Source organism: Paenibacillus sp. NPDC057967, from assembly GCF_042887015.1.
Taxonomy (GTDB): Bacteria; Bacillota; Bacilli; order Paenibacillales; family Paenibacillaceae; genus Pristimantibacillus.
Map to the genome: position 1 here is coordinate 191,836 of NZ_JBHVQB010000003.1, position 20,327 is coordinate 212,162.

The 20,327-nt window shown below is 53.7% G+C and carries 7 protein-coding genes; all 7 read right to left on the reverse strand.

Features of this window, described 5'->3' with window-relative positions; all coding sequences use genetic code 11:
• Positions 1 to 48: 48 nt before the first annotated feature.
• Entirely contained in the window at positions 49 to 12,222 is a 12,174-nt protein-coding gene (locus ACFVSO_RS08330) for an amino acid adenylation domain-containing protein (protein ID WP_387472095.1), read from the reverse strand.
• Between the two features lie 28 nt (positions 12,223 to 12,250).
• Positions 12,251 to 12,634, reverse strand: a complete 384-nt coding sequence (panD, locus tag ACFVSO_RS08335) for an aspartate 1-decarboxylase (protein ID WP_116042935.1) — start codon at positions 12,632 to 12,634, stop codon at positions 12,251 to 12,253.
• 570 nt (positions 12,635 to 13,204) lie between these two features.
• Positions 13,205 to 14,266 carry a glycosyltransferase family 2 protein gene (locus ACFVSO_RS08340; RefSeq protein ID WP_387472098.1) on the reverse strand — a complete coding sequence of 354 codons (1,062 nt, stop codon included), beginning with the start codon at positions 14,264 to 14,266 and terminating at the stop codon, positions 13,205 to 13,207.
• 187 nt (positions 14,267 to 14,453) lie between these two features.
• On the reverse strand, positions 14,454 to 15,305 hold the full coding sequence (locus ACFVSO_RS08345) for a diguanylate cyclase domain-containing protein (RefSeq protein WP_387472100.1): 852 nt from the start codon (positions 15,303 to 15,305) through the stop codon (positions 14,454 to 14,456).
• Complete coding sequence (locus ACFVSO_RS08350) at positions 15,302 to 17,425, reverse strand: cellulose biosynthesis cyclic di-GMP-binding regulatory protein BcsB (RefSeq protein WP_387472103.1); 2,124 nt, start codon at positions 17,423 to 17,425, stop codon at positions 15,302 to 15,304. The genes ACFVSO_RS08345 and ACFVSO_RS08350 overlap by 4 nt, the downstream gene beginning before the upstream one ends.
• Positions 17,426 to 17,440: 15 nt before the next feature.
• Positions 17,441 to 18,691: a glycosyltransferase family 2 protein gene (locus ACFVSO_RS08355; protein WP_387472105.1), complete on the reverse strand. Its 1,251-nt coding sequence runs from the start codon at positions 18,689 to 18,691 to the stop codon at positions 17,441 to 17,443.
• The gene (locus ACFVSO_RS08360; protein ID WP_387472108.1) at positions 18,688 to 20,301 is read right to left on the reverse strand and encodes a hypothetical protein; all 1,614 of its coding nucleotides are present in this window, start codon (positions 20,299 to 20,301) and stop codon (positions 18,688 to 18,690) included. Before ACFVSO_RS08360 ends, ACFVSO_RS08355 begins: the two co-directional genes overlap by 4 nt.
• Positions 20,302 to 20,327 lie beyond the last annotated feature (26 nt).

The window sequence follows — 20,327 nt, forward strand, 5'->3', positions numbered from 1 at the left end:
TTCTGTATTGAAATTCTCTGGGGTCCGGTGCAACCCGGCTATGCCGCTTTATCCCCCTGTAGCTGCGCTATTCGCTGCGGCCCGATATTGCTCGACAACCTTGGAGAGCAGCTCCAAATAGTCAGAGGCAAAGTCCATTACCGTTGCCCTTTCCAAACGCCGGGCATTGTACGACCATACTCCGCCGATTGGCGGCTCACCCGAATCGCTTGAAGAGGTATCCTCCCCGATATACAGCACCAGATCAAATATGTCGAAGAGCTCCTCCTGCTCCTTGAAGTCATGCCGCGTTCCCCCTGCAAATAACGGGAACAGGGCAAACTCATACTCGTCATGAAGCTGTTTCTTAATTTGCCGTACGGCATAGGAATCACTTGCAGAAGCTGGCTTGGCGGCTAGACGCAGCAGCAGATCGAAGTCGCGAACCTCCCCAAAGTCGATAGCCTTTGGTGCGATCAGCCCTTTGTCGGTCATCCAAGGAAGAACAAGCTCCGTTAGTCCGGATTGCCCTCGCCAGAAATACAGGTAAACGGCGAATGCGGCGGCTTCCACCGACAATGATTGAGCCTTCGCAAGCTCAGCTAACCCTTCCGCCACAGCTTCGTCCAGCACAAACCGGATGCTGCCGGAGCGCTCTGCGGCATAGCCGTCATTCGCGAAATCGCGGGACATCGGCAGTCCGCTCCATTCCCAGCTCGCCAGCTCGCGGCTCTTGGAATCCAAGTAGGCCGCAAGGGAGGCGATCGTCGGATACGTGAACAAATCCGTTACGCTTAGTGCGCCGGGATATCGCTCCTCCAGCTGTTGATGCGCACGCACCAGCAGCAGTGACTCTCCCCCGACATCGAAGAAACGATGATGAATGCCGAAGTCGTCTCGCTGCAAGAGCTCGCGCCATATCGCGGCAATGGCCTGCTCGGTATCGCTTGCCGCTTCCGCAAATTCCACTCCGCGGTCTGCCGCAATCTCCGGCTCGGGCAGCGCCTTCCGATCCACTTTGCCGCTGTGGGACAGCGGCATGGCCGAAAGCTCTACCACGACCGACGGAACCATGTAATCCGGCAGGTGAACCGCCGTAAAGTCTCGCAATGCCTGATGCTCCGTTTGTTCGTCGCAAACGACATAGGCGCATAAATATTCGCTGCCGCTAGCCGCCGTCCGCTTCATAACGACCGCTTCCGAAACTGCTGGATGGCGAAGCAGCACATGCTCGATTTCTCCGCATTCAATGCGCAGGCCTCTCAATTTCACCTGATGGTCGATCCGTCCCAAATACTGAATCGTCCCATCCGGCAGCCATCTGGCAAGGTCGCCGGTCCGGTACATCAGGCTGCCCTTCCGGAACGGATTGCGGACGAACCTCTCTTCCGTCAGATCCGGCCGCCCCATGTAACCTCTCGCCAGGCCAACGCCGGATATGCATAGCTCCCCGGCTATGCCTACGGGCTGAAGCGCCATCGCTCCGCTCACGATGTAGAGCGCGATGTTGTCAATCGGCTTGCCGATCGGCACTTGAATCGGAACAGGTCCGGTGGAGCAGTCATAATACGAGACGTCAACCGTCGCTTCCGTCGGACCGTACAAATTAATTAGCTTGGCTCCGAACGGAACGCCGATTCGCTCGCGGAACCGCTCCGCCTGATCGGTGGTCAGCGCTTCGCCGCTGGCGAATACATGCGTCAGGCTCTCCAGCTTGGCCTCGCCGCGCAGCAGATCGGGATGCTCCAGGAACAGATGGAGCATGGACGGCACAAAGTGCATCGTTGTCACGCTGTGGCGATTAATGGTGTCCAGCATAAGCGCCGGGTCCTTCTCGCCGCCCGGAGGCAGCAGCACCAGCCTGGCTCCAGCGAAGCTCCACCAGAACAGCTCCCACACCGAAACGTCGAACGTAATTGGTGTTTTCTGCAAGATCACACTGCTTGCGTCCAGCCCGTACTCCTTCTGCATCCAGCCGATTCGGTTCACGACGGAATGATGCTCAATCATGACGCCTTTGGGCTGTCCGGTCGATCCCGACGTATACAGAACATACGCAAGCGAGCTGGGATCATGCAGCTTCTCCACCGGGGATGCGTCCCGCTCCAGCGCAATCGCCTCATTCACTTGCAGCACAGGGATAGAAGTGCCCAGTCCCTCTGGCGTTTCACCTTGAACCAAGGCAAGCTTGGCGCCGGAATTGTCCAGCATGTACTGGATTCGCTCCTGCGGCAAGCCTGGAGCGACCGGCACATAAGCGCCGCCTGCTTTCAGCACGCCAAAGATCGCTATCATCATCGTCAGGCTGCGGTCCATAACGACCGCCACACGCTCCTCGCGCATGATGCCTTGCTTCCTGAGCGCTCTGGCCAGACGATTCGCTTGCTCGTCCAATTCCGCGTAGGTCAATTGTCCGTCTTCCGCTTGAATCGCAACCGCCTGCGGCGTCTCTGCCGCCTGCTCCTCCATATAAGCTTCAACCGTCAAATGGCTTGCATAGGGAACTGTCGTCCCATTGAACGCTTCCGCTTGCTCCTTCGCCTCCATAGGATCGAGCAATCCGATTGTTCCCAGCGGACGCTCCGGCTCAGCAAGTGCAACTGTCAATAGACGCAAGTACCAATCAGCCATTCTTTGTATGCTGTCTGCGTTAAACAGCGAATCTGCATATTCAATCGTCAATGCGATTCCTTTGGCGCCTTGGTCCGCGATCTCAAACGTTAAATCCAGCTTCGATACGCGATTGTCCGGTACTTCAGCCTCGAATTGCAGGGAGTTGGCAGCCTTCTGACCGGACTCCGAATGCTGCATGACAAACATCGTGTCGAACAACGGATTACGGCTTATATCACGCGGCACATCCAACATGGTCACCATATGCTCAAACGGGAGCATGCCGTTGTCCAGTGCGGCAAGAGCCGCTTCCTTCAGCTGTTCGGCAAATGCTCTGAACGGAAGCTCGCCAGTCGGCCTGCTGCGAATCGGCAGCGTATTGACGAACATGCCGACCAAAGCTTCGGTGCCGGGATGGAAGCGTCCGGCAACCGGCGTTCCGACGATCAGATCGTCTTCTCCTGTCATCAGATGCAGCAGCGTGTGATAGCCTGCAAGCCAAATATGAAACGGCGTCATTCCCCATTGCTCCGCTTCGGACTTCACCAGCCCGGCAAGCGCTCCAGGAATCGGAAGCGCAAGCTTGGCTCCGGTGAAGCTTTGCTCAGCCGGCCTTGGATGATCGGTTGGCAGATGAAGCACGGGAAGCGTACTCGACAGCAGGGAGACCCAATAGTGCTCCTGTTGCTTCCTCTCGTCTGAAGCCATCCACTCCTGCTGCCAGACGGCAGCATCCTTGTACTGAATGGATAGCGGGGTCAGAGCTTGACCGCCGTACAATTGCTCGAAATCACGTGCCATGACGTTCATGGACACACCGTCAGCTACAATATGATGAATATCCAGCAGCAGCGTATGGCAGCCAGCGCCATCCGTGGCCAGGAACGCCCGGATCAGCGGAGCCTCGCGCAGATCAAACGGCCGAATAAGCTCACGGGCCCAGGCATCCACATCCATATCAGCGGACAGACGTTGCAAATCCAGTTCAATCGAAATCGAATCATGAATACGCTGCATCGGCTTGCCGTCCACCCAATCAAAGCTGGTGCGCAGCGGCTCATGACGATCGATCAGCCCTTGGATGGCTTCCCGAAGCCGATCCGCGTCCAGCAACCCGTTGATCCTTAACATGAGCGGCAAATTGTACGCCGTGCTCGCAGGATACAGCTGCTGCAGGACAAACAGTCTGTTTTGCGCCAGCGATAACGGATAGTGCGTCCGGCTTGCCGCCCGTACAATTACGGCAGCTGCCTTCTTCTCCGCAGCGTCGATACGGCTAGCCATATCGCGCAGCACCGGTGCCTCGAATACATCCTTCATCGCATACGCTACGCTGTAGCGCTGCTCGATTAGCCCCGCCAGCTGTGCGGCGCGCAAGGAGTGGCCGCCCAACTGGAAGAAATGATCGTCTCTGCCGATTGTGCTGGCAGATGCGGCAGCTTCATCTCCGTCCGTGATACCAAGGACGTTGGTCCATAGCTCGGCTAGACTGACTTCCGTTGCGGTAGCCGGAGCTTCGCCAGAGGATGCTACCGTCTCGGCAAACAACGGCTGTGGAAGCCGGCCCCGGTCCGCTTTGCCGCTCGGGCTAAGCGGGAAAGCTTCCAGAGCTGCAAAATACGAAGGCACCATATAGTCGGGCAAAAGTCCCTTAAGCGAGGCCCGCAGCGCCGACTCATCCGGCATGATGCCACCCGCAGTGACAAGATAAGCGCAGAGCGCCGCCTCGCCAGCCCGGTCTGCAACAGCCATCACCACGGCGTCGCGAATGCCTTCTTGCATGAGCAGCGCATGCTCGATCTCGCCGCATTCGATGCGCAATCCGCGCAGCTTGACCTGATGGTCAAAGCGTCCCAAATATTCAATGGTGCCGTCCGGCAGCCATCTTGCCCGGTCGCCTGTTCGGTAGAGTCTCTCGCCATCGGCAAACGGATTCGGAACGAAGCTTTGCTCCGTCAACTCCGGCCTGTTGCGGTAGCCGCGAGCAAGACCAACGCCCGCAATACAGAGCTCGCCGGATACGCCGAGCGGCTGCGGCCTCATTCTCTCGTCCACGATATGGAGCGAGATGTTATGGATCGGCTGGCCAATCGGAACCGGTCCCGATGCGTGGCCGGTACAATCGTAATAGCTGACGTCAACTGTCGCTTCCGTCGGACCGTACAGATTAATAAGTCGGGAGCTATGACCTTCCAGCTCCATCATGCTGTAGAAGGCTGAGACATGCGCCGGCTTAAGCGCCTCTCCGCTTGCGAAGACAAACCTCAGCGTTCGTAGCTCGCTGCCTCGTCCGGTATCCCTCACATAAGGCAAGAAGACGCCTAGCATAGACGGAACAAAATGCATAACCGTAACCGCTTGCTCCTCGATCACGCGCAGCATGACGGACGGCTCCTTCTCCCCGTGAGGCTCCAGCAAATAGAGCGAAGCGCCGGCAAAGCTCCACCAGAACAGCTCCCATACCGATACGTCGAATGTAATTGGCGTTTTTTGCAAAATCACATCATGCTCGTCCAGCGGATATGCCGCCTGCATCCAGTGGAGGCGGTTAATAACCGACCGATGCTCCACCATCACGCCCTTGGGCTTGCCGGTAGAACCCGATGTATAGATCACATACGCCAAGTTGTCCGGCCCAGCCGCCTGTGACAACGGCAAGACAAGCTCTTCTCGCTCTAATGCTGCCTCATCCGCAAGCGCATCGAGGTCCAGCACCTCTCCATGGAATGCTGGAAGGGTGTGCGTCCATCTGGCTCCTGCAAGAACCAAATGAGCTCCGCTATCCTCCAATATGCCGCGAATCCGCTCCGCCGGATGCTCCGGGTCGATCGGCAAATAAGCCCCTCCCGCCTTCAGCACCGCCATAATCGCAACCATCATCGACTGCGAACGGTAGGCAGCAATCGGTACCACCGTTTCGACCGTCACACCTTTGCTTTTGAGTAGAACAGCCAGGCGCTCCGCCCGAGCATTCAGTTCTCTGTACGTCAGAGAGCCTTCACTTGACTTTACTGCAATCCGGTCCGGCCACCGCTCCGCCGACTGGGCGAACCAGCCATGAATCGTCCCGTCCTGCGGATAGGGATGCGCGGTATCATTCCATTCAGCAAAGCTGGCCTTATCCGCAGGCGTCGCCATCGACACATCGCCGCAGGTTATTTCCGGATTATCAGCCGTTTGCTCCAATAGGTGCAGCAGCCGATGCGCCAATCGCTCCATCGTACTTCGGTGGAACAGCCCCGTATTGTATTCCAGCTCTGCCCTTAAAGCCCCATCGCCGTCATTGTAGATATCCAGCTTCAAGTCCAGCTTGGACGTTCCGTGGCTGACAGGGAGGGGTTCCATGCTCCAGCCGTTGCCGCGAACTATCAGCTGATCGTCCTCAAATTGGTTGTGGACGATCAGCATCGTATCGAATAACGGGTTGCGCGACGGGTCATGCGGAAGCTTGACCGACTCCATCACCCGCTCAAATCCGATATCGCCGTGCTCGTACGCGGCAAGCAGCCTCTCATGCGTCTCGCTTACAAAATCCTGAAAAGCAAGCTCATCGGCAACCGTCATCCGAATCGGCAGGAACTGATTGAACATGCCAATCATCCGGGCCGTATCGGGATGCGTTCTTCCCGCAGCCAATGAACCAATAACGAATTCATGCTGATGCGAGGTCCCCTTGAGCAGCAGCGCATAGGCCGCAAACAGCAGGCTGTTCAAGCTGGCGCCGGCTCTCGACGACATCTCCTTCAGCCGTTTCGCCAGCTTGGACGAAATGCTGAACGTATACGTATCTCCGGCAAAGGTCTGACGCTCGCCGCGCGGATGATCAAGCGGCATATCCAGCAGCGGCAATGGACCGGCAAGCTGCGCCGTCCAATAGGCGAGACCTGAGTTCTCCCGCTCCGAGCCGTATTGCCGTTCAAGCCATGCGGCATAATCCCTGTAATGCAGCGTAATGGGAGCAAGCTCTGCTCCATCGATCAATGCTGCCAGTTCCTCCAGCAGCAGCTTGACAGCAATACCATCCGCCACAATGTGATGAAGATTCAGCAGCAAATAGGCATCCTCCCCATCTGCTGCAGAACGGCAATAACATGCAGCAAGTACTGGAGCGGCAGCCAGATCCAGCGGGCGGTAAAACCCGCCGAAGCAGTCCTCCAAGGACTGATAAGAGAGATCGGCCCTTTGCAGCGCGAATGGAGCATCGGCTTGAACAATTCCACTTGGAACCCCGTCTATGAACCGGTATGAGGTGCGCAGCGGTTCGTGACGGGCAATCAATGCACGTATCGCCTCTTCAATCCTGGCCGCTTCCACGGTGCCAGACAATCTGAGAGCGAGCGGTATATGATAGGCCATTCCGATATTCGCCATGCCCTCCGCCAAAAACATGCGCTGCTGCGGCGGACTAAGCGGATAAGAAGCCGCTTCGGGAATAGCGGTAATGGGCTCATAGACTTCCGTTGCCGCTTCGTCAATCCAGGCCGCCTGCTCTCGAACCGTCGGCAGGGCGAATACTTCCCGAATAGGCATGCGCACCCGGCAATGCTTGTAGATTCCCGCCGCCAGTGCGGCAGCCTTCAAGGAATGCCCCCCATGCTCGAAGAAATCATCCAGCGCACCGACCTGATCGGCATGAAGCACCTCTTGCCATAGGCTCGCAACGATTCTCTCCGTCTCCGTAGCCGGCGCTTCATAAGGAACGGACCGCGTTGCCCCGGCAATGATATCCTCCGGTGCAGGCAGCTGCTTCTTGTCCACCTTGCCATTGGCATTAAGCGGAAGCTTCTCCAGCGGGACAAATGCGGACGGAATCATAAAGGAAGGGAGCTTACCCGCCAATTGACTCCGAATGTCCGGCTGCGCCTCAGCTTGCTCTGCAACGACATACGCGCATAGAAACGGCGCGCCTTCGCCCTCCACAAGCACCACAACCGCTTCCTTGATACCTGGACAGTCTACTAATCGGCTTTCGATTTCACCCAGCTCGATCCGGTAGCCTCTCAGCTTGACCTGACTGTCGATCCGGTCCAGAAATTCCAGATTGCCATCAGGCAGCCTGCGCACCAGATCGCCGGTTCGGTACACAAACGACCCTTCTCGAAGAGGATGCGGCTGGAATTTCAAAGCGGTCTGCTCCGGCAAATTCACATAACCGGCCGCCACTCCGTCTCCCGCTATCCATAACTCGCCTGGCACAAGCGACGGCAGCAGTCTGCCGCTCTCATCCAGCACAAGCGTCTCTGAACGGGCAATCGGTGCGCCGATCGGCACCGTAGCCGCCGACTCACCGTCCCAGTTCTCCGCAATCGGATAACAAGTGGCGAAAACTGTCGTTTCCGTAGGTCCGTACACATGAAGCAGCACACCTGGCCCCAGAGCCTGGAGAGCCTTGCGGATATGCCGTACAGAAGCCCGTTCCCCGCCAAACAAGATGTGGCGCAGGCTGCGCAGCGACTCCAGTCCATGATCAACTAAAGTATTAAATAATGCCGTCGTTACAAAAAAGACCGTGATGCCCCGAGCTTCGATCAGCTCGGTCAGACGCAAAATATCGGCTACTTCCTCTTCGCCGACCAGCGTTAGCTTTGCTCCGTTCAGGAGCGCTCCGTATATATCAAACGTTGATCCGTCAAACGCATAATTCGAAAGCTGCAATAGCGCATCGCTTTCGGTGATGCGCACATAATCGGTATGGATAGCAATTCTGGACACATTTCGATGCGAGGTCATAATCCCCTTCGGCCTGCCCGTCGAGCCGGAGGTGTACATCATATAAGCCAAGTCGTCCGCAGCTCCGTCAATGGCCAGGTTATGGCTGGACTCGCCGGTCCAGCTCGCACCCGCCTCCTCCAAGTCGATGACACTGATGCTGTCATCGGCTAACCGGGCGCATAGCTCCCTTGTCGATGCCGCAGCCACGATAGCCCGAGCTTCTGTATCCTGCAGCATAAACCGCATCCGATCCTCGGGATATTGCGGATCAATCGGCACATAGACGGCCCCAGCTTTCAACACAGCAAATATCGCCGCAATCATATCGCGCGAGCGCTTCATCAGAAGCGCGACCTTGAAGCCCGGCTGAACGCCGCTTCGCACAAGTACATGCGCGATTCGGTTGGCACGGCTGTTCAGCTCGCTGTAGGTATACGATTGCTCTCCCATCTCTACGGCAATACGATCCGGCATGAGAGCCGCTTGCCGCTCGAACAGTCTGTGCAGCGACAGCTCCTGCGGAGAAGCTGCGCCTGAGCGGCTAAGCTCCAGAATATGCTCTCTCTCTTGACTGCCGAGAGGATCGAGCTCGGCTAATGTCATTTGCGGCTTGGCAGCAACCGCCGCTGCAAGCGCAACATAATGCCGCGCCAGTTGCTTGGCAGCCACCTCGTCGTACAAATCAAGCGCATATTCCAGCGTGAAGGCGATGCCAGCTCCGGTATCGATGCATTCCCAAGTCAGATCGAATTTGGCCGACCCGGTATCCATCGCTCTTGGCGCATAAGCCACATCCCCGCTCCGCCATTCGGGCAGCTCCATATTCTGCAGCGTAAAGACCGTATCGAATAGCGGATTCCGCCCGAGCTCCCGTCTGGCATGCGCCAGCTCTGCAATGTCCTCGTACGGCACATCTCCATTACCGATAGCCGCAAGCACCTCACCATTAGCGAGCTTCAGCCATTGATCAAATCCTGTATCGCTTTCCGCGCGCAGACGGATCGGCACCATATTGACGAACATCCCGACCATGTGCTGCTGCTCCGGTCGCATCCGCCTTGCAGCTGCCGTGCCGACCACAAGATCGGATTCGCCTGTATACTTCGAAAGCAAAGAATAATAAAGCGAAAGCAGCACCGTGTACAAGGTAACGCCTTCGCGTTCAGCCAACGCCCGAAGACTTACCGCTAGCGCAGGCTCAAGCTCGAATCGCTCAATAGCCCCCCGATAGCTCGGAGACTGCGGTCTTGGGCGGGTAGTCGGGATGACCAGAGACGGCACTCCGTCTTGATAGGCTTCGCGCCAATAACGCTGCTGGCGCTCCAGCATGCCGCTGTCCCTGCCCGCTTCCTCCCATAACGCGATATCCCCGCTATGGATCGTTAAGGGCTCAAGAACCGTCCCGTCATAGAGCGCCGCAAGATCGCGCATCAGGATGCCCATCGACGTGCCGTCGGTAATGATGTGATGCATGTCCAGCAACAGCAGGCTGGATTCCCCTTCCCGCTGCAACAGCTCCATACGGAATAACGGGGCTTGCTCCAAATGGTATGGCTTCAGGAAATCGCGCCGCCGCGCTGCCAGCTCCGATTCAGACCAGCCGCGACCGTCAACCATCGTAAGCGGCAGGCAGACTTCTTCTTCGATGCGCTGCATGACAGTGTCTTCCTCCATGAAGAAGGAGGTTCTAAGCGCCGGATGCCGGCGGATAAGCGCTCTCCACGCATCGCCGAATCGATCTATATCCATCGGGCCGCTCACCTCAATTGCAAACGGCAGGTGGTAATTAAGCAGCCCCGGATTCAGTTCTTCCAAAATATACAGCCGTTTTTGCGCGGAGGTCGCCGGATAGTATGCACGCTCCGCCGCTTTGGTAAGCGGCAGCGTCACGGCCTTGCCAGCAGCCCCGCGCTCCTTCGTCCTTTGGTCCAGCAAAGCAGCCAGCGCCTCCACCGAATCATGCAAAAACAATTCGGTGAGCGTAAGCTCGACTCCGAATTGCTCTTGAAGATTGGCAGCAGCATAAGCCGCCTTCAGCGAATTTCCTCCTTGCTCAAGGAAGCTGTCTGTCCGGCTTATATAATCCTTCCCCAGCACTTCGCGCCATATGGACATGACCTGCTGCTCGGTTTCCGTCACGGGTTCCAAGCGGGAATCCAGGCTTGTTCCCTCCCCGGAGGCTTGCGTCATCTCAAGTGCGGCTGCCGCTTCGAACTCCGCAATTTCTGAGAGCACCTCTGCGAATGCTCCTTCCTGGAGCGCTTCAGCGAGTACGTAACGCTGAATTTTGCCAGAGGTTGTTTTCGGTATGCGCCGGATCGGCACAACAAAGGCTACCTCCAGCCCGGCAGCTCTGTTCAGCAGCTTTCTCACATCGGCTAGAAGCGGCAAAAATCCGCTTGTCTTCCCGCGGTATTGAACAAATACCGCGATTGCGTCCCGTTTAGTCGTTTCATCCTGAACGGCGGTGATCGCCGTTTTCCCTATTTCGGCTCCTTTTAGAACACTAATCAACGCCTCCAGGTCATGCGGATAAACATTTTGCCCGTTGACGAAAATGACGTCCTTCATACGGCCGGTCACATATAAACGTCCATTCAGCATGAAACCCAAATCACCGGTATTCAGCCAGCCCTCTGGCGAGATGATTTGTTCGTTTACATCAGGACGCTTATAGTAACCAGCGGTTACGTTGCGCCCTCTAATATGAATTAAGCCTACGCTTCCAGCTTCCGAGAGCTCTCCAGTCTCCGTGCAAATTCGCACTTCGCACTCCTGAACAGGAGAGCCCAGCTCGACGATCTCAATAGCGGCGTGATCATCCGGCCCGGACAACTGCACGGGCTCGCCGATAGCAAGTGAATTACGTTCCAGCGTAACAGTATTCAATGGTTCTTCGGTGCCCGGAAAGGTAACGGCGAGACTCGCTTCCGCCAGCCCATACACCGGGAAGATACAATTGTGCTTTAAGCCGTACGGCTGCATCGCCTCCAGAAAATCGCGGCAATGAGCGGCCGAGATCGGCTCCGCGCCGTTGAAGATCAGCCTGACGCAAGACAAATCCCACTCCGCGGCGCCTTCCGGCTTCCAATGCTGGAGAAAGTGCACATACCCAAAGTTCGGCGAAGACAGGCAGGTCACCCGATGCCGGTTCACCAGCTCCAGCCACTTCATCGGATGAAGTACAAAAGTCGAGGTTGGCAGATGCAACTGGTTCATCTCGCAGAGCAGCGGAGACAGATGGAATCCGATCAGCCCCATATCATGCGTCAGAGGCAGCCAGCTAAGCGATGAATCCTGTTGCGTCGATTGAGCGCCATTCTGAATGGCACGCATATTGGCTAGAAGGTTGCCGTGCGTTAGCACAACTCCCTTCGGATCTCCGGTAGAGCCCGAAGTGAATTGAATAAAGGCGATGTCTGTCTCGGCAGCATCATGGTGCTCCGCCTGCCGCCCGTTTATGTCCGAGGCTGTCTCCAGCAATGCCGCAATCGACAGGCTGCCGGCTTCCAGCTGCGCTGCCAATTCTTCCTCTCCCTGCTTCAAAGCGTAGCTTTGAATACCGGGCCAAAGCGCTTCATCGCAAAGCAATCTCGGCGATTCCAGCTGCTTCCATACCTGAATCAGCTTATGACGGCCTTCGTCCGTCCGCGCCGCTGTCACTGGAACAGGGATAATGCCTCCTAACACGCAAGCCCAGAACAGAACGATAAACGGCTCGTTTTCTTCCGTCTGCATAACCGCAAAGTCTCCTGCCCGAAGACCTTGTTCATGAAGCGCATGCAGCACCCTGCTAGCCGATGCCAGCAAGCTGCCATAGGATAAAAAGCGTTCTTGGCCGCTTTCGCAAAACCGAATTCCCGCTTCGCTTTGTTTGCGCTCCTGCAAAACGGCGGTCAGATTACGGATGGTTTTCATATTTGGCATCCCCCGATTCGACTTTTTGTCACACCGTTGTGGAATGCAGTTCCTGATACTCCTCCGTTACGATCCGATTCTGGTCGTCCATAATGACGACATGCGGACGGTATGTGCGCGCGACCGATTCCTCCATCATCGCGTACGAGATAATAATGACGCGGTCCCCTGGCTGTACGAGCCTGGCAGCTGCGCCGTTCAAGCAAATCATACCCGAGCCTCTTGGCCCTGTTATCACATAGGTTTCGAGTCTGGCTCCGTTATTTATATTGACCACTTGCACTTTTTCGTTCTCCAAGATGTTCGATGCATCCAAAATATCTTGATCAATCGTAATGCTTCCTACGTAATTCAAATTCGCCTCCGTAACAACTGCACGGTGGATTTTGGACTTATGCATCTCTCTGAACATGAATACACTCTCCTTGTGGGGTGGTCTTTAAAAAGAATCCTAGCCTAAATAAACCTCTTATAACGAACGTTGGTATCCAAGTATTCTTTGAAAAGAACAATCAGTATACAACTATCCATTACTTCTCTCTGTAAAAAAATGAAAGCAAAAACATAGCGGGTGACTGCATAAGGATGGGTTAATCATACTGAGCCGGTGAGTTCATGCTGGTGAGAGGGTCGTGCTGAGTCAGTGGGGTCATGTTGAGTGAAAATGCTGAAAGTGTCAACGTGGAGTAAGTTCTAAGCCTTCCAAAAGTCTTAAGATAGCAGGTTCCTGTAGGGAGAGCATAACAGTGTAATTGTGTGTAGCGGTAATGAGTTAAAGCGTAGTTGCAAAATAAAAAACAATTCCCATGAAGTTGTCAATGTGCGGGTAGCAGATGCAAAAAATGATACATATATCAGAAAAATGATATATACCCACGAAAATTCTTGCATCCTTACCCCTATAGTAGAGCTAATTGTCCACTTGCGTAAGGGTGATAATTGTATCAAAAGAGGGGGAAATTCTATTATTTTCAAGTTCAGCCTACCAAAGGTTTAGAGCCTTGCGCAAAAAAACGTTCCCTCTTCTGTTGGAAATCAGCAGCTTGCCATACAACAACAAATTAAAGATCGTGACTTTGCTGCGAATGGACTGGCGGCAATATTGCAGCGCCTTTTTGCGCTCGTGGCGGTTCAAATAACTAAGCGTGTAATATTTGCTGGCGATGCCGATATCAATATACATGAGCTGCTTCGATTTGTGGCTGATCGAATCGGATTGCACAACAAGCTCGCGAATATGCTCGCGCACCTTGATTGATTTGAAGCTAAGGCCTTCGATTTTGGCATAGATTTCCTCGTGCAGATGAATCGTATCCGGGTCCAGCAGCCAGCGATCGCAAAAAAAGTAAAGACTGTCAGGCGACTCCTGATAGACGGAATGAGGCTTCGTCTGAAGCGCAATTCGGTAGTTGTCAAAAAAACGGAGCAGATAGGTTGTATCCTCTCCCAAATAAAACTGCTCGTTGATCAACCCGATTTCGTCCAACAGCTCCCGGCGGAACACCATCGTATTCAGCTGAAAAAAATTGCGGGTATGTGACAGAAACGCTTCGAACAGCCCTCTCTCGCATATAATGATGTTGCCGTCATTCTGCGTTTCAAACGATGTCCTCATCTTATTCAATAAATTTCGTTCCACCGCATTCTCGAAATTGTAGGACTCAACCTCTCCATGGCGCTCCACCCAAAGCGCAAAGGTAACATCGGCTTTCGTAAGGGCGTGTACATTCATGCTGTCGCCCAGATGGCAAGGAAACCATGCGTCATCGGAATCCAGAAAGGCCAAGTAATCCCCCTTCGCCTCCAGCATGCCCGTGTTCCGCGCACCTCCCGGTCCTTTGGCCCGCTCATTGCATACATACCGAATTCTGGGGTCCTTTAACATCCATTCCCGGATAACCTTTTCGGTATCATCCGTGCTGCGATCATCCACAACGATGAGCTCCCAGTTCGAATAAGGCTGACGCAAGATGGACTCAATGGCGCCTGATATGACCTTTGCCCGGTTATAGGTGGGCATCACGATGCTTACTAATTGCTCCACTAATTCAACTCCCTTCTTTCATTATTGGCGCTCCTAAATCATCGTCAGTGTATATGCGAGAACAACTAGACGTCAAGTCCAGTTCTTATAATTTTTAGTTAAATTGCACAAAAAAGGAGCGGACGGATGAATGATCCGCCTGCTCCTTTTATCATGTTTCACTCATTTGTGGTGGAAAGATACGCTGCTATACATCATACTCCAGCTGCTTTTTCGCTTGCGCGATGAAGTCGAGCGGAGTCGGAATCGACTCGCGTTCATATTGAATCGCGCCAATCTTTAAATTAAGCGAAACTTTATATTTCTCCGATTCCATTTCATTCAACTCATCCACTCGACGCTTCAACCGATCGATGACCATCTGCGCGCCAGGACGATCCGTGAACAGCAGCATGCCCCACGTCGGATGCTCCCGATTCAGCATATACAAAGCATCATTGGTCCGAATGCTGGTCTGGCTAAGCTTCGACATGTCCTGAATCGCCTCGGTCAGCTGATCCTCGCTAATCATCCGCTTAATCTCGTCCCAATACTTCACCTGAATGACCAGAAGCGTAAGCGGAATTTCATAACGCAAGGACAGCGCCATAAAGATCGTCGCATCGTTTTGGAAGGACAGTGTGTTCTTGAGACTCGTATTTGCATCGACTGTTGCAAGGGATGAATTGTTTTTAAGCAGCTCCTCATTCTCGGCCTGCAGTCTCTTGCTCGACATCGTGATCATCCAAGTAGCCAGTGTAAACACCGGCGTCATAATCAGCCAAAAGTAATTTTGCGAACCAATCAGCCCGCCGACTATAACGGTTTGATACAGTGTAAAGGTGCCGTAACCGAATATAAACAAGATGTTAAGAATCAAGCCGGTCGTCACCGTTGTAAAGTACGTAATAATCGCAATCAGAAACGCTACGTTCAAGAATATGATGTTTTGCAAATACAAATCGGGGTCACGGGCCGTAAAGACAACCGAAACAAAGCAAGCTGCGAACAGCAGCATAAACGCCGCGTCCGAAACCATGCTGCTCTGGAATCGCCTCATTCTACATTCCCCCGTTTCTTTCTATATTTCCGAATCATCAGAATCAAGGAGACGAGAACGAACAGCAGCACGAGTACCAGGATGACCATAAAGCTCAGCACATCGGACCGGTCCATGATATCGCTAATGACAGACGGCGACTCAGGCGCTGCCGCTTCCTTGAAGCGGAACGGCCGCACGGCTCCATCCTTATCCGTTATTACGCCATCGCCGTATACCTTCCACAGCAGCCCTTCCGTTGAGACCAGCTGCGAAGCCAATTCATAATACTCCGGGCTGTAGCCTGTCACGGCGAGCATCCCGTTCCGGTCATCATAAGGGGAGTTGATCAACTGTAATGAACCAACCCGCTTGCCATAATCGATGTCAATGCTCATTTTCTCATTGGAATGAAATCCCTTGCTGTTCGAATCAAACCGAAAATACAAGGATTCATTATTCGACTGGATGACACGATTGTTCTCATAGCTGCCGATGGCAATAATCTGCTTCCCGGATAGCTCCTTCTCTCCCGCTTCATCGCTGTAGAATTGAATGTCCCCTGTATTGGTTTGGGCGAATTGGCCCAGCAGATTGAATACATTCGCAAGCGATTGGTAGAGATAAGCGTCCTTGTCCTTCGGCAGTACGACTGCTACCTGATTATAGCTGCCGTCTCTAACGAACGGATACGGATAATTATCGAGCAGCAAGTCGGCCCGGTCTTTTGTATGAAGCTGGAGCATGGATTCCTTGTCTACAAAAGCCCACGGCATCTGATCCTGCTCTTCAATACAGCCCGGGTTCGTCATCTCCAGATCAAACGCGACTTTGACGGAGAAATTTCCAGAAATGTTCAGGTTTTTCGGCACTTGCAGCGCCATGTGATCGCGATCAGCCATCTCCATGGACAGCTTCTTGCTGCCGATTGGCGTATCGTTGATATAGACCGTTACCATGGAACGGTCAAAGTCGAGATTTTTGGCATAACGGAAATCCAGGCTTAGCTTGCTGGCATCCGCAATAGAACGGTTGCCGGGCATGGAGACAAAATAGACCTGCTCCCGATGGCGCGCGCCTGTCAGCTGATCCCCTGTTTCGGTCAGCTTCACATTTTTGCTAATCTCAACAGCCGGCGTTTCTACCTCTGTGGAGGCATCAACCAGCTTGGAAGCGCGGTCCAGCTGCTGCAGCAGGGATTGATTGGCCGCCAGTCTTCCTGCGCGAACCAGCAATTCCGCATCATCGGACGTAATGACCAGCGCCGATGTATTCCCTAGCTGCACGACTTGAATAAGGGCTTTCCCCTGCATGCTCTCCCGCGTAATGAGCTTCTTGATGTCATCGGGCAGATGATCATAGAGTGCAACAACGACGATAGCGCTCTTGCTCTTCACGCTGTCTGCGCCAAGCTCAAGCAATGGAACGACATTTTGCTTAAGCGGATTCGCTTTGGCCAGTCCGGATAAAGCGTAGGCTGCCGCTTCCAGCTCTGCCGGAACGCTGTCTGTTGGCACGACAATGGCATTTTTGCCATCGTTCACGGTATCCAGTCCTTTGAAATGGACATTGAAATCACGAATCGTGCCTTCCATTGGCTTTGTCTTGTATTGCAACGCTATTCTGGAACTATCGAACAGCTGCAGCCAGCTGTTTTTCGTATCGGTGGCCCAACAGACAAGCTCCGAGCCTGGCTTGACGGTCTGAATATTGCCTTGTACCGTCAGCAAATTGGACCCTTCCAGCAGAAACTCTAATGGAACGTTGACCGTCAAATGCTGCTTCTCCTGATCATTCACTTCCGGACGAAACGAATGAAACGGCTTTCCGTTCATCAGCAGAGTCACGCTGGACGACTCGTCCTGTGTCAATGGCGTTGCCTTATAATCCAAATAAAGATCAACCATCTCTACATTCCAGTACGACTCCAGCTGGAAGTATTGCTGGCTAGTGGCGAAGCCGCCCATCATGGACGCATTCGCAAGATTGCTTCCATAGGTCTTCGTTGCATTCGCATTTGCAATTGCATTCTCATTCTCGCTTGTGACTGTCGTTACGGACTGCTCGGCTGAGGCCGGCGCAATCATGGCAACAAACAACTGCAAAGCTATAAGTGCTGTGAGCAATAAACGTTTATTCACCTTTTTCCCTCCGCATTAGAAACGTTCCGTCTTATACCATTTGGCCTCGCGTTTGAAGATGAGGTCCTTTATGTATTGGTACAGACCATAAGCCGCCACGACCATCCACATCTGGCAATACGATATGTACATAAGCATGATGATCCACAGATTGGACAGCCTCATCTCCCCCTTCTCCGTGACGAGGGTGATATATGTGCCGATAATAAATAGAATGATCGCCAGCAGCCACAGGAAGGAGCTAAAGCTCGCAATCGTGGTTGTCACATACCCAAGCGCATGCAGAATGAGCAGCGTATCGGACATAATGAGCGATGTGAGAAGCAAGAAGTAAATCGAAAGAAAATATAAGATATCAAAATGAATGTTGCGGGCGGACTTATCGAACAACAGCGGGATGTTTTTCACAATGACGTATATATTGCCCTTCGCCCACCGAGTTCGCTGCTTGAACCATACTTTGACCGTCTGCGGCTCTTGTTCCCATGTGACGGACTTGGGCTGGAATTTGATCTTGTAGCCCATCATGTAAATGCGGAAGCTGATCTCGGTGTCCTCGGCAATCGCCTTTACATCCCAGCCGCCTATTCGTTCGACAATCTCGCGGCGCATAATAAAGTTTGTGCCGGGAATGGTACACAGCTTGAACAGCTTCCACCGGCCCGCCTGCGCCATCCATTGGAATGACAGCGTCTCTACGTTAATAAACCGCGTGAGCAAGCTGGCGTTGCGGTTGCGCGTTCTGAACTTCCCGATTACCGCTCCCAGCGACTGATCGTTCATAATTTCCGAGACGAGGTACAATAACGCCTTCCGCTCCGGCGTATTGTCAGCGTCATAGATCGCGATCAGCTCGCCTTTACTTTGCGCAAAACCAATATTGAGCGCATTGGATTTGCCCTTCCCGCCTGTCACCGCATCCGTATTAATGACCTTCAGATTGCGTCCCGGGTGCATCGCTTGCAGCTCGGCCAGCAGCTCCCGGCTGTTATCTGACGAGTTATCATTTATAACGATAATCTCATACCGGTCATGCGGATAATCAAGGCTCAGCAAGGATTCTACGGTCTTGACGATAACCTTGCCCTCGTTATGAGCGGGAACCATGATAGAGACGAATGGCGCTTCGCCCTTAAGCTCGGGGACCGGCTTGTCTTCCAGCTCGATATAATACAGATAGCCGGCGATGATCAGCACAACATTGACCAGCAAGAGCGACCAAATGCAAATGACCGAAATGAGCATCAGAATGTCGGCAAGTGTCATAGGCGCCTCCTTATTACGTACTTCCGCTTGTACATCCGGTAGCCGATGATCAGGAAGCAGCCGAAGATGAATAGAGAGAGCAGAATGAGTACGATTAAGATTTTGTTTTGCATAGTAAACAGTTTCTCGAAGCTCTTCTCGCCCTTGGCGATGTACTCGTATTCCGAGCTGATCAGCCTGTCTGCCGCGTTAAGCGTTACGGCTTGTCCATTAAAGTACAAGATTCCGCCGCGTGAAGAAATATCATGCTTCTCTGTATGGACCGCATGGCTGATATTCTTATAATCCCCAAAAGATGTCCATTCCTCCATCAGCTGATCGATGGTCGCTTCCAGCTCCTCTTCATCGGACGGGAAATCCAGCACAAGCGCCGTATCCATCGGCAGCGGGTCCAGATACAGATCCTTCCGCTGCAACTGCTCGATTCGATTCATGTCGATCGTATACAGCGACGAGGAGAACGCCTTCGACGTATCCACTCTCGCCATATGCTTGATCTCCTCGTTAGGAAACAACACGCTGGAATCGAATGCGCCCATCCCTTTTGTGTTGTAGTGCTGATCATACACCCAGTACATCTCCGACCCGACGCCTAATGGCGCAATACCGTAGTCCGCCAGCACATTGATGAATTCCGCCATCTTCAAATCCAGTGTCGTCATATCCTGGCTGATCGTTGCGGATACATTCGGAGCCTGGACCACAACGCTGCCATTGCGCGACTGGACATGCTTCAAGGCTTCCAGATACCGCTTCATGGCAGGATAATCCGTGTTGCTGAACACAGGCCGCACGCTTACGATAAAAGGAATGCCCGCATCATAGAGCGAATCTGCCAATCGAACAAGCGCCTTCAGATCCGAGAATGGATAGATTTCAGTGAACAGCACATACAATTGCGTCTGCTTCTCCGACTTCAGCCAATCCTTCAGCAGGTAGCCAAGCGCCAGCTCGCTTAGATTGCCTTTCTCGTAATGCGGAATATATGCGGTTGATCCATTCCGAACGCCGTACGGATGCGTCCCTTGCTGACCGTCCATCGTAATCGTGCCGTAGCCTACCCCGTCATAAGAAGCAATAAAACGGCCGTCGCCCACCTTGATGGAAGACTCTGTAAGCTGTCCGATGGACAGCGACACCGTCTCCTTGGCCCGCGACTCCTCCTTAAGCTGAAGCGTGGCGCGCTTGGAGTCCGGCAGATTAGCTCCGATATGCAGGTAGGCCCCTTGGTAAGCGGACAAATCTTGCAAGAAGCCAGTACTGCCAGCAGACAGATCATTCCGATTCCGCACGCCAATCACATACTCGTATGAAGAGATAGAACCCTGGACATATTGATCAAAGGACTGCACCGTGGCGCTAGCTCCGAACGCGGCTACCATGCGTTTCAGCGCCTCAATGTTGCCTTCTTTCGCGCTGCCCAGCGCCAGGCTGTCATATACAATCAGCACATGCGCCGGCTGCTTCTCATCAGACGCGGCAGCCACCACTCCGGGGACTGCCAGCGAGAGGCATAGGATGAGCATGATAAACTTAACAACGATTGAACTACTCAGCCCTGACTGTAAAAACGGAATGTCCAGCTCTCGCAGTCTACGCCATTCTTGCATGCCGAAACCTCCTTTCCTTATCCATC

What these genes read in the sequence shown, in the direction of transcription:
- panD (WP_116042935.1), bottom strand. Translation starts at nt 12,634, where the DNA reads ATGTTCAGAGAGATGCATAAGTCCAAAATCCACCGTGCAGTTGTTACG.
- ACFVSO_RS08355 (WP_387472105.1), bottom strand. Translation starts at nt 18,691, where the DNA reads ATGACACTTGCCGACATTCTGATGCTCATTTCGGTCATTTGCATTTGG.
- ACFVSO_RS08330 (WP_387472095.1), bottom strand. Translation starts at nt 12,222, where the DNA reads ATGAAAACCATCCGTAATCTGACCGCCGTTTTGCAGGAGCGCAAACAA.
- ACFVSO_RS08360 (WP_387472108.1), bottom strand. Translation starts at nt 20,301, where the DNA reads ATGCAAGAATGGCGTAGACTGCGAGAGCTGGACATTCCGTTTTTACAG.
- ACFVSO_RS08345 (WP_387472100.1), bottom strand. Translation starts at nt 15,305, where the DNA reads ATGAGGCGATTCCAGAGCAGCATGGTTTCGGACGCGGCGTTTATGCTG.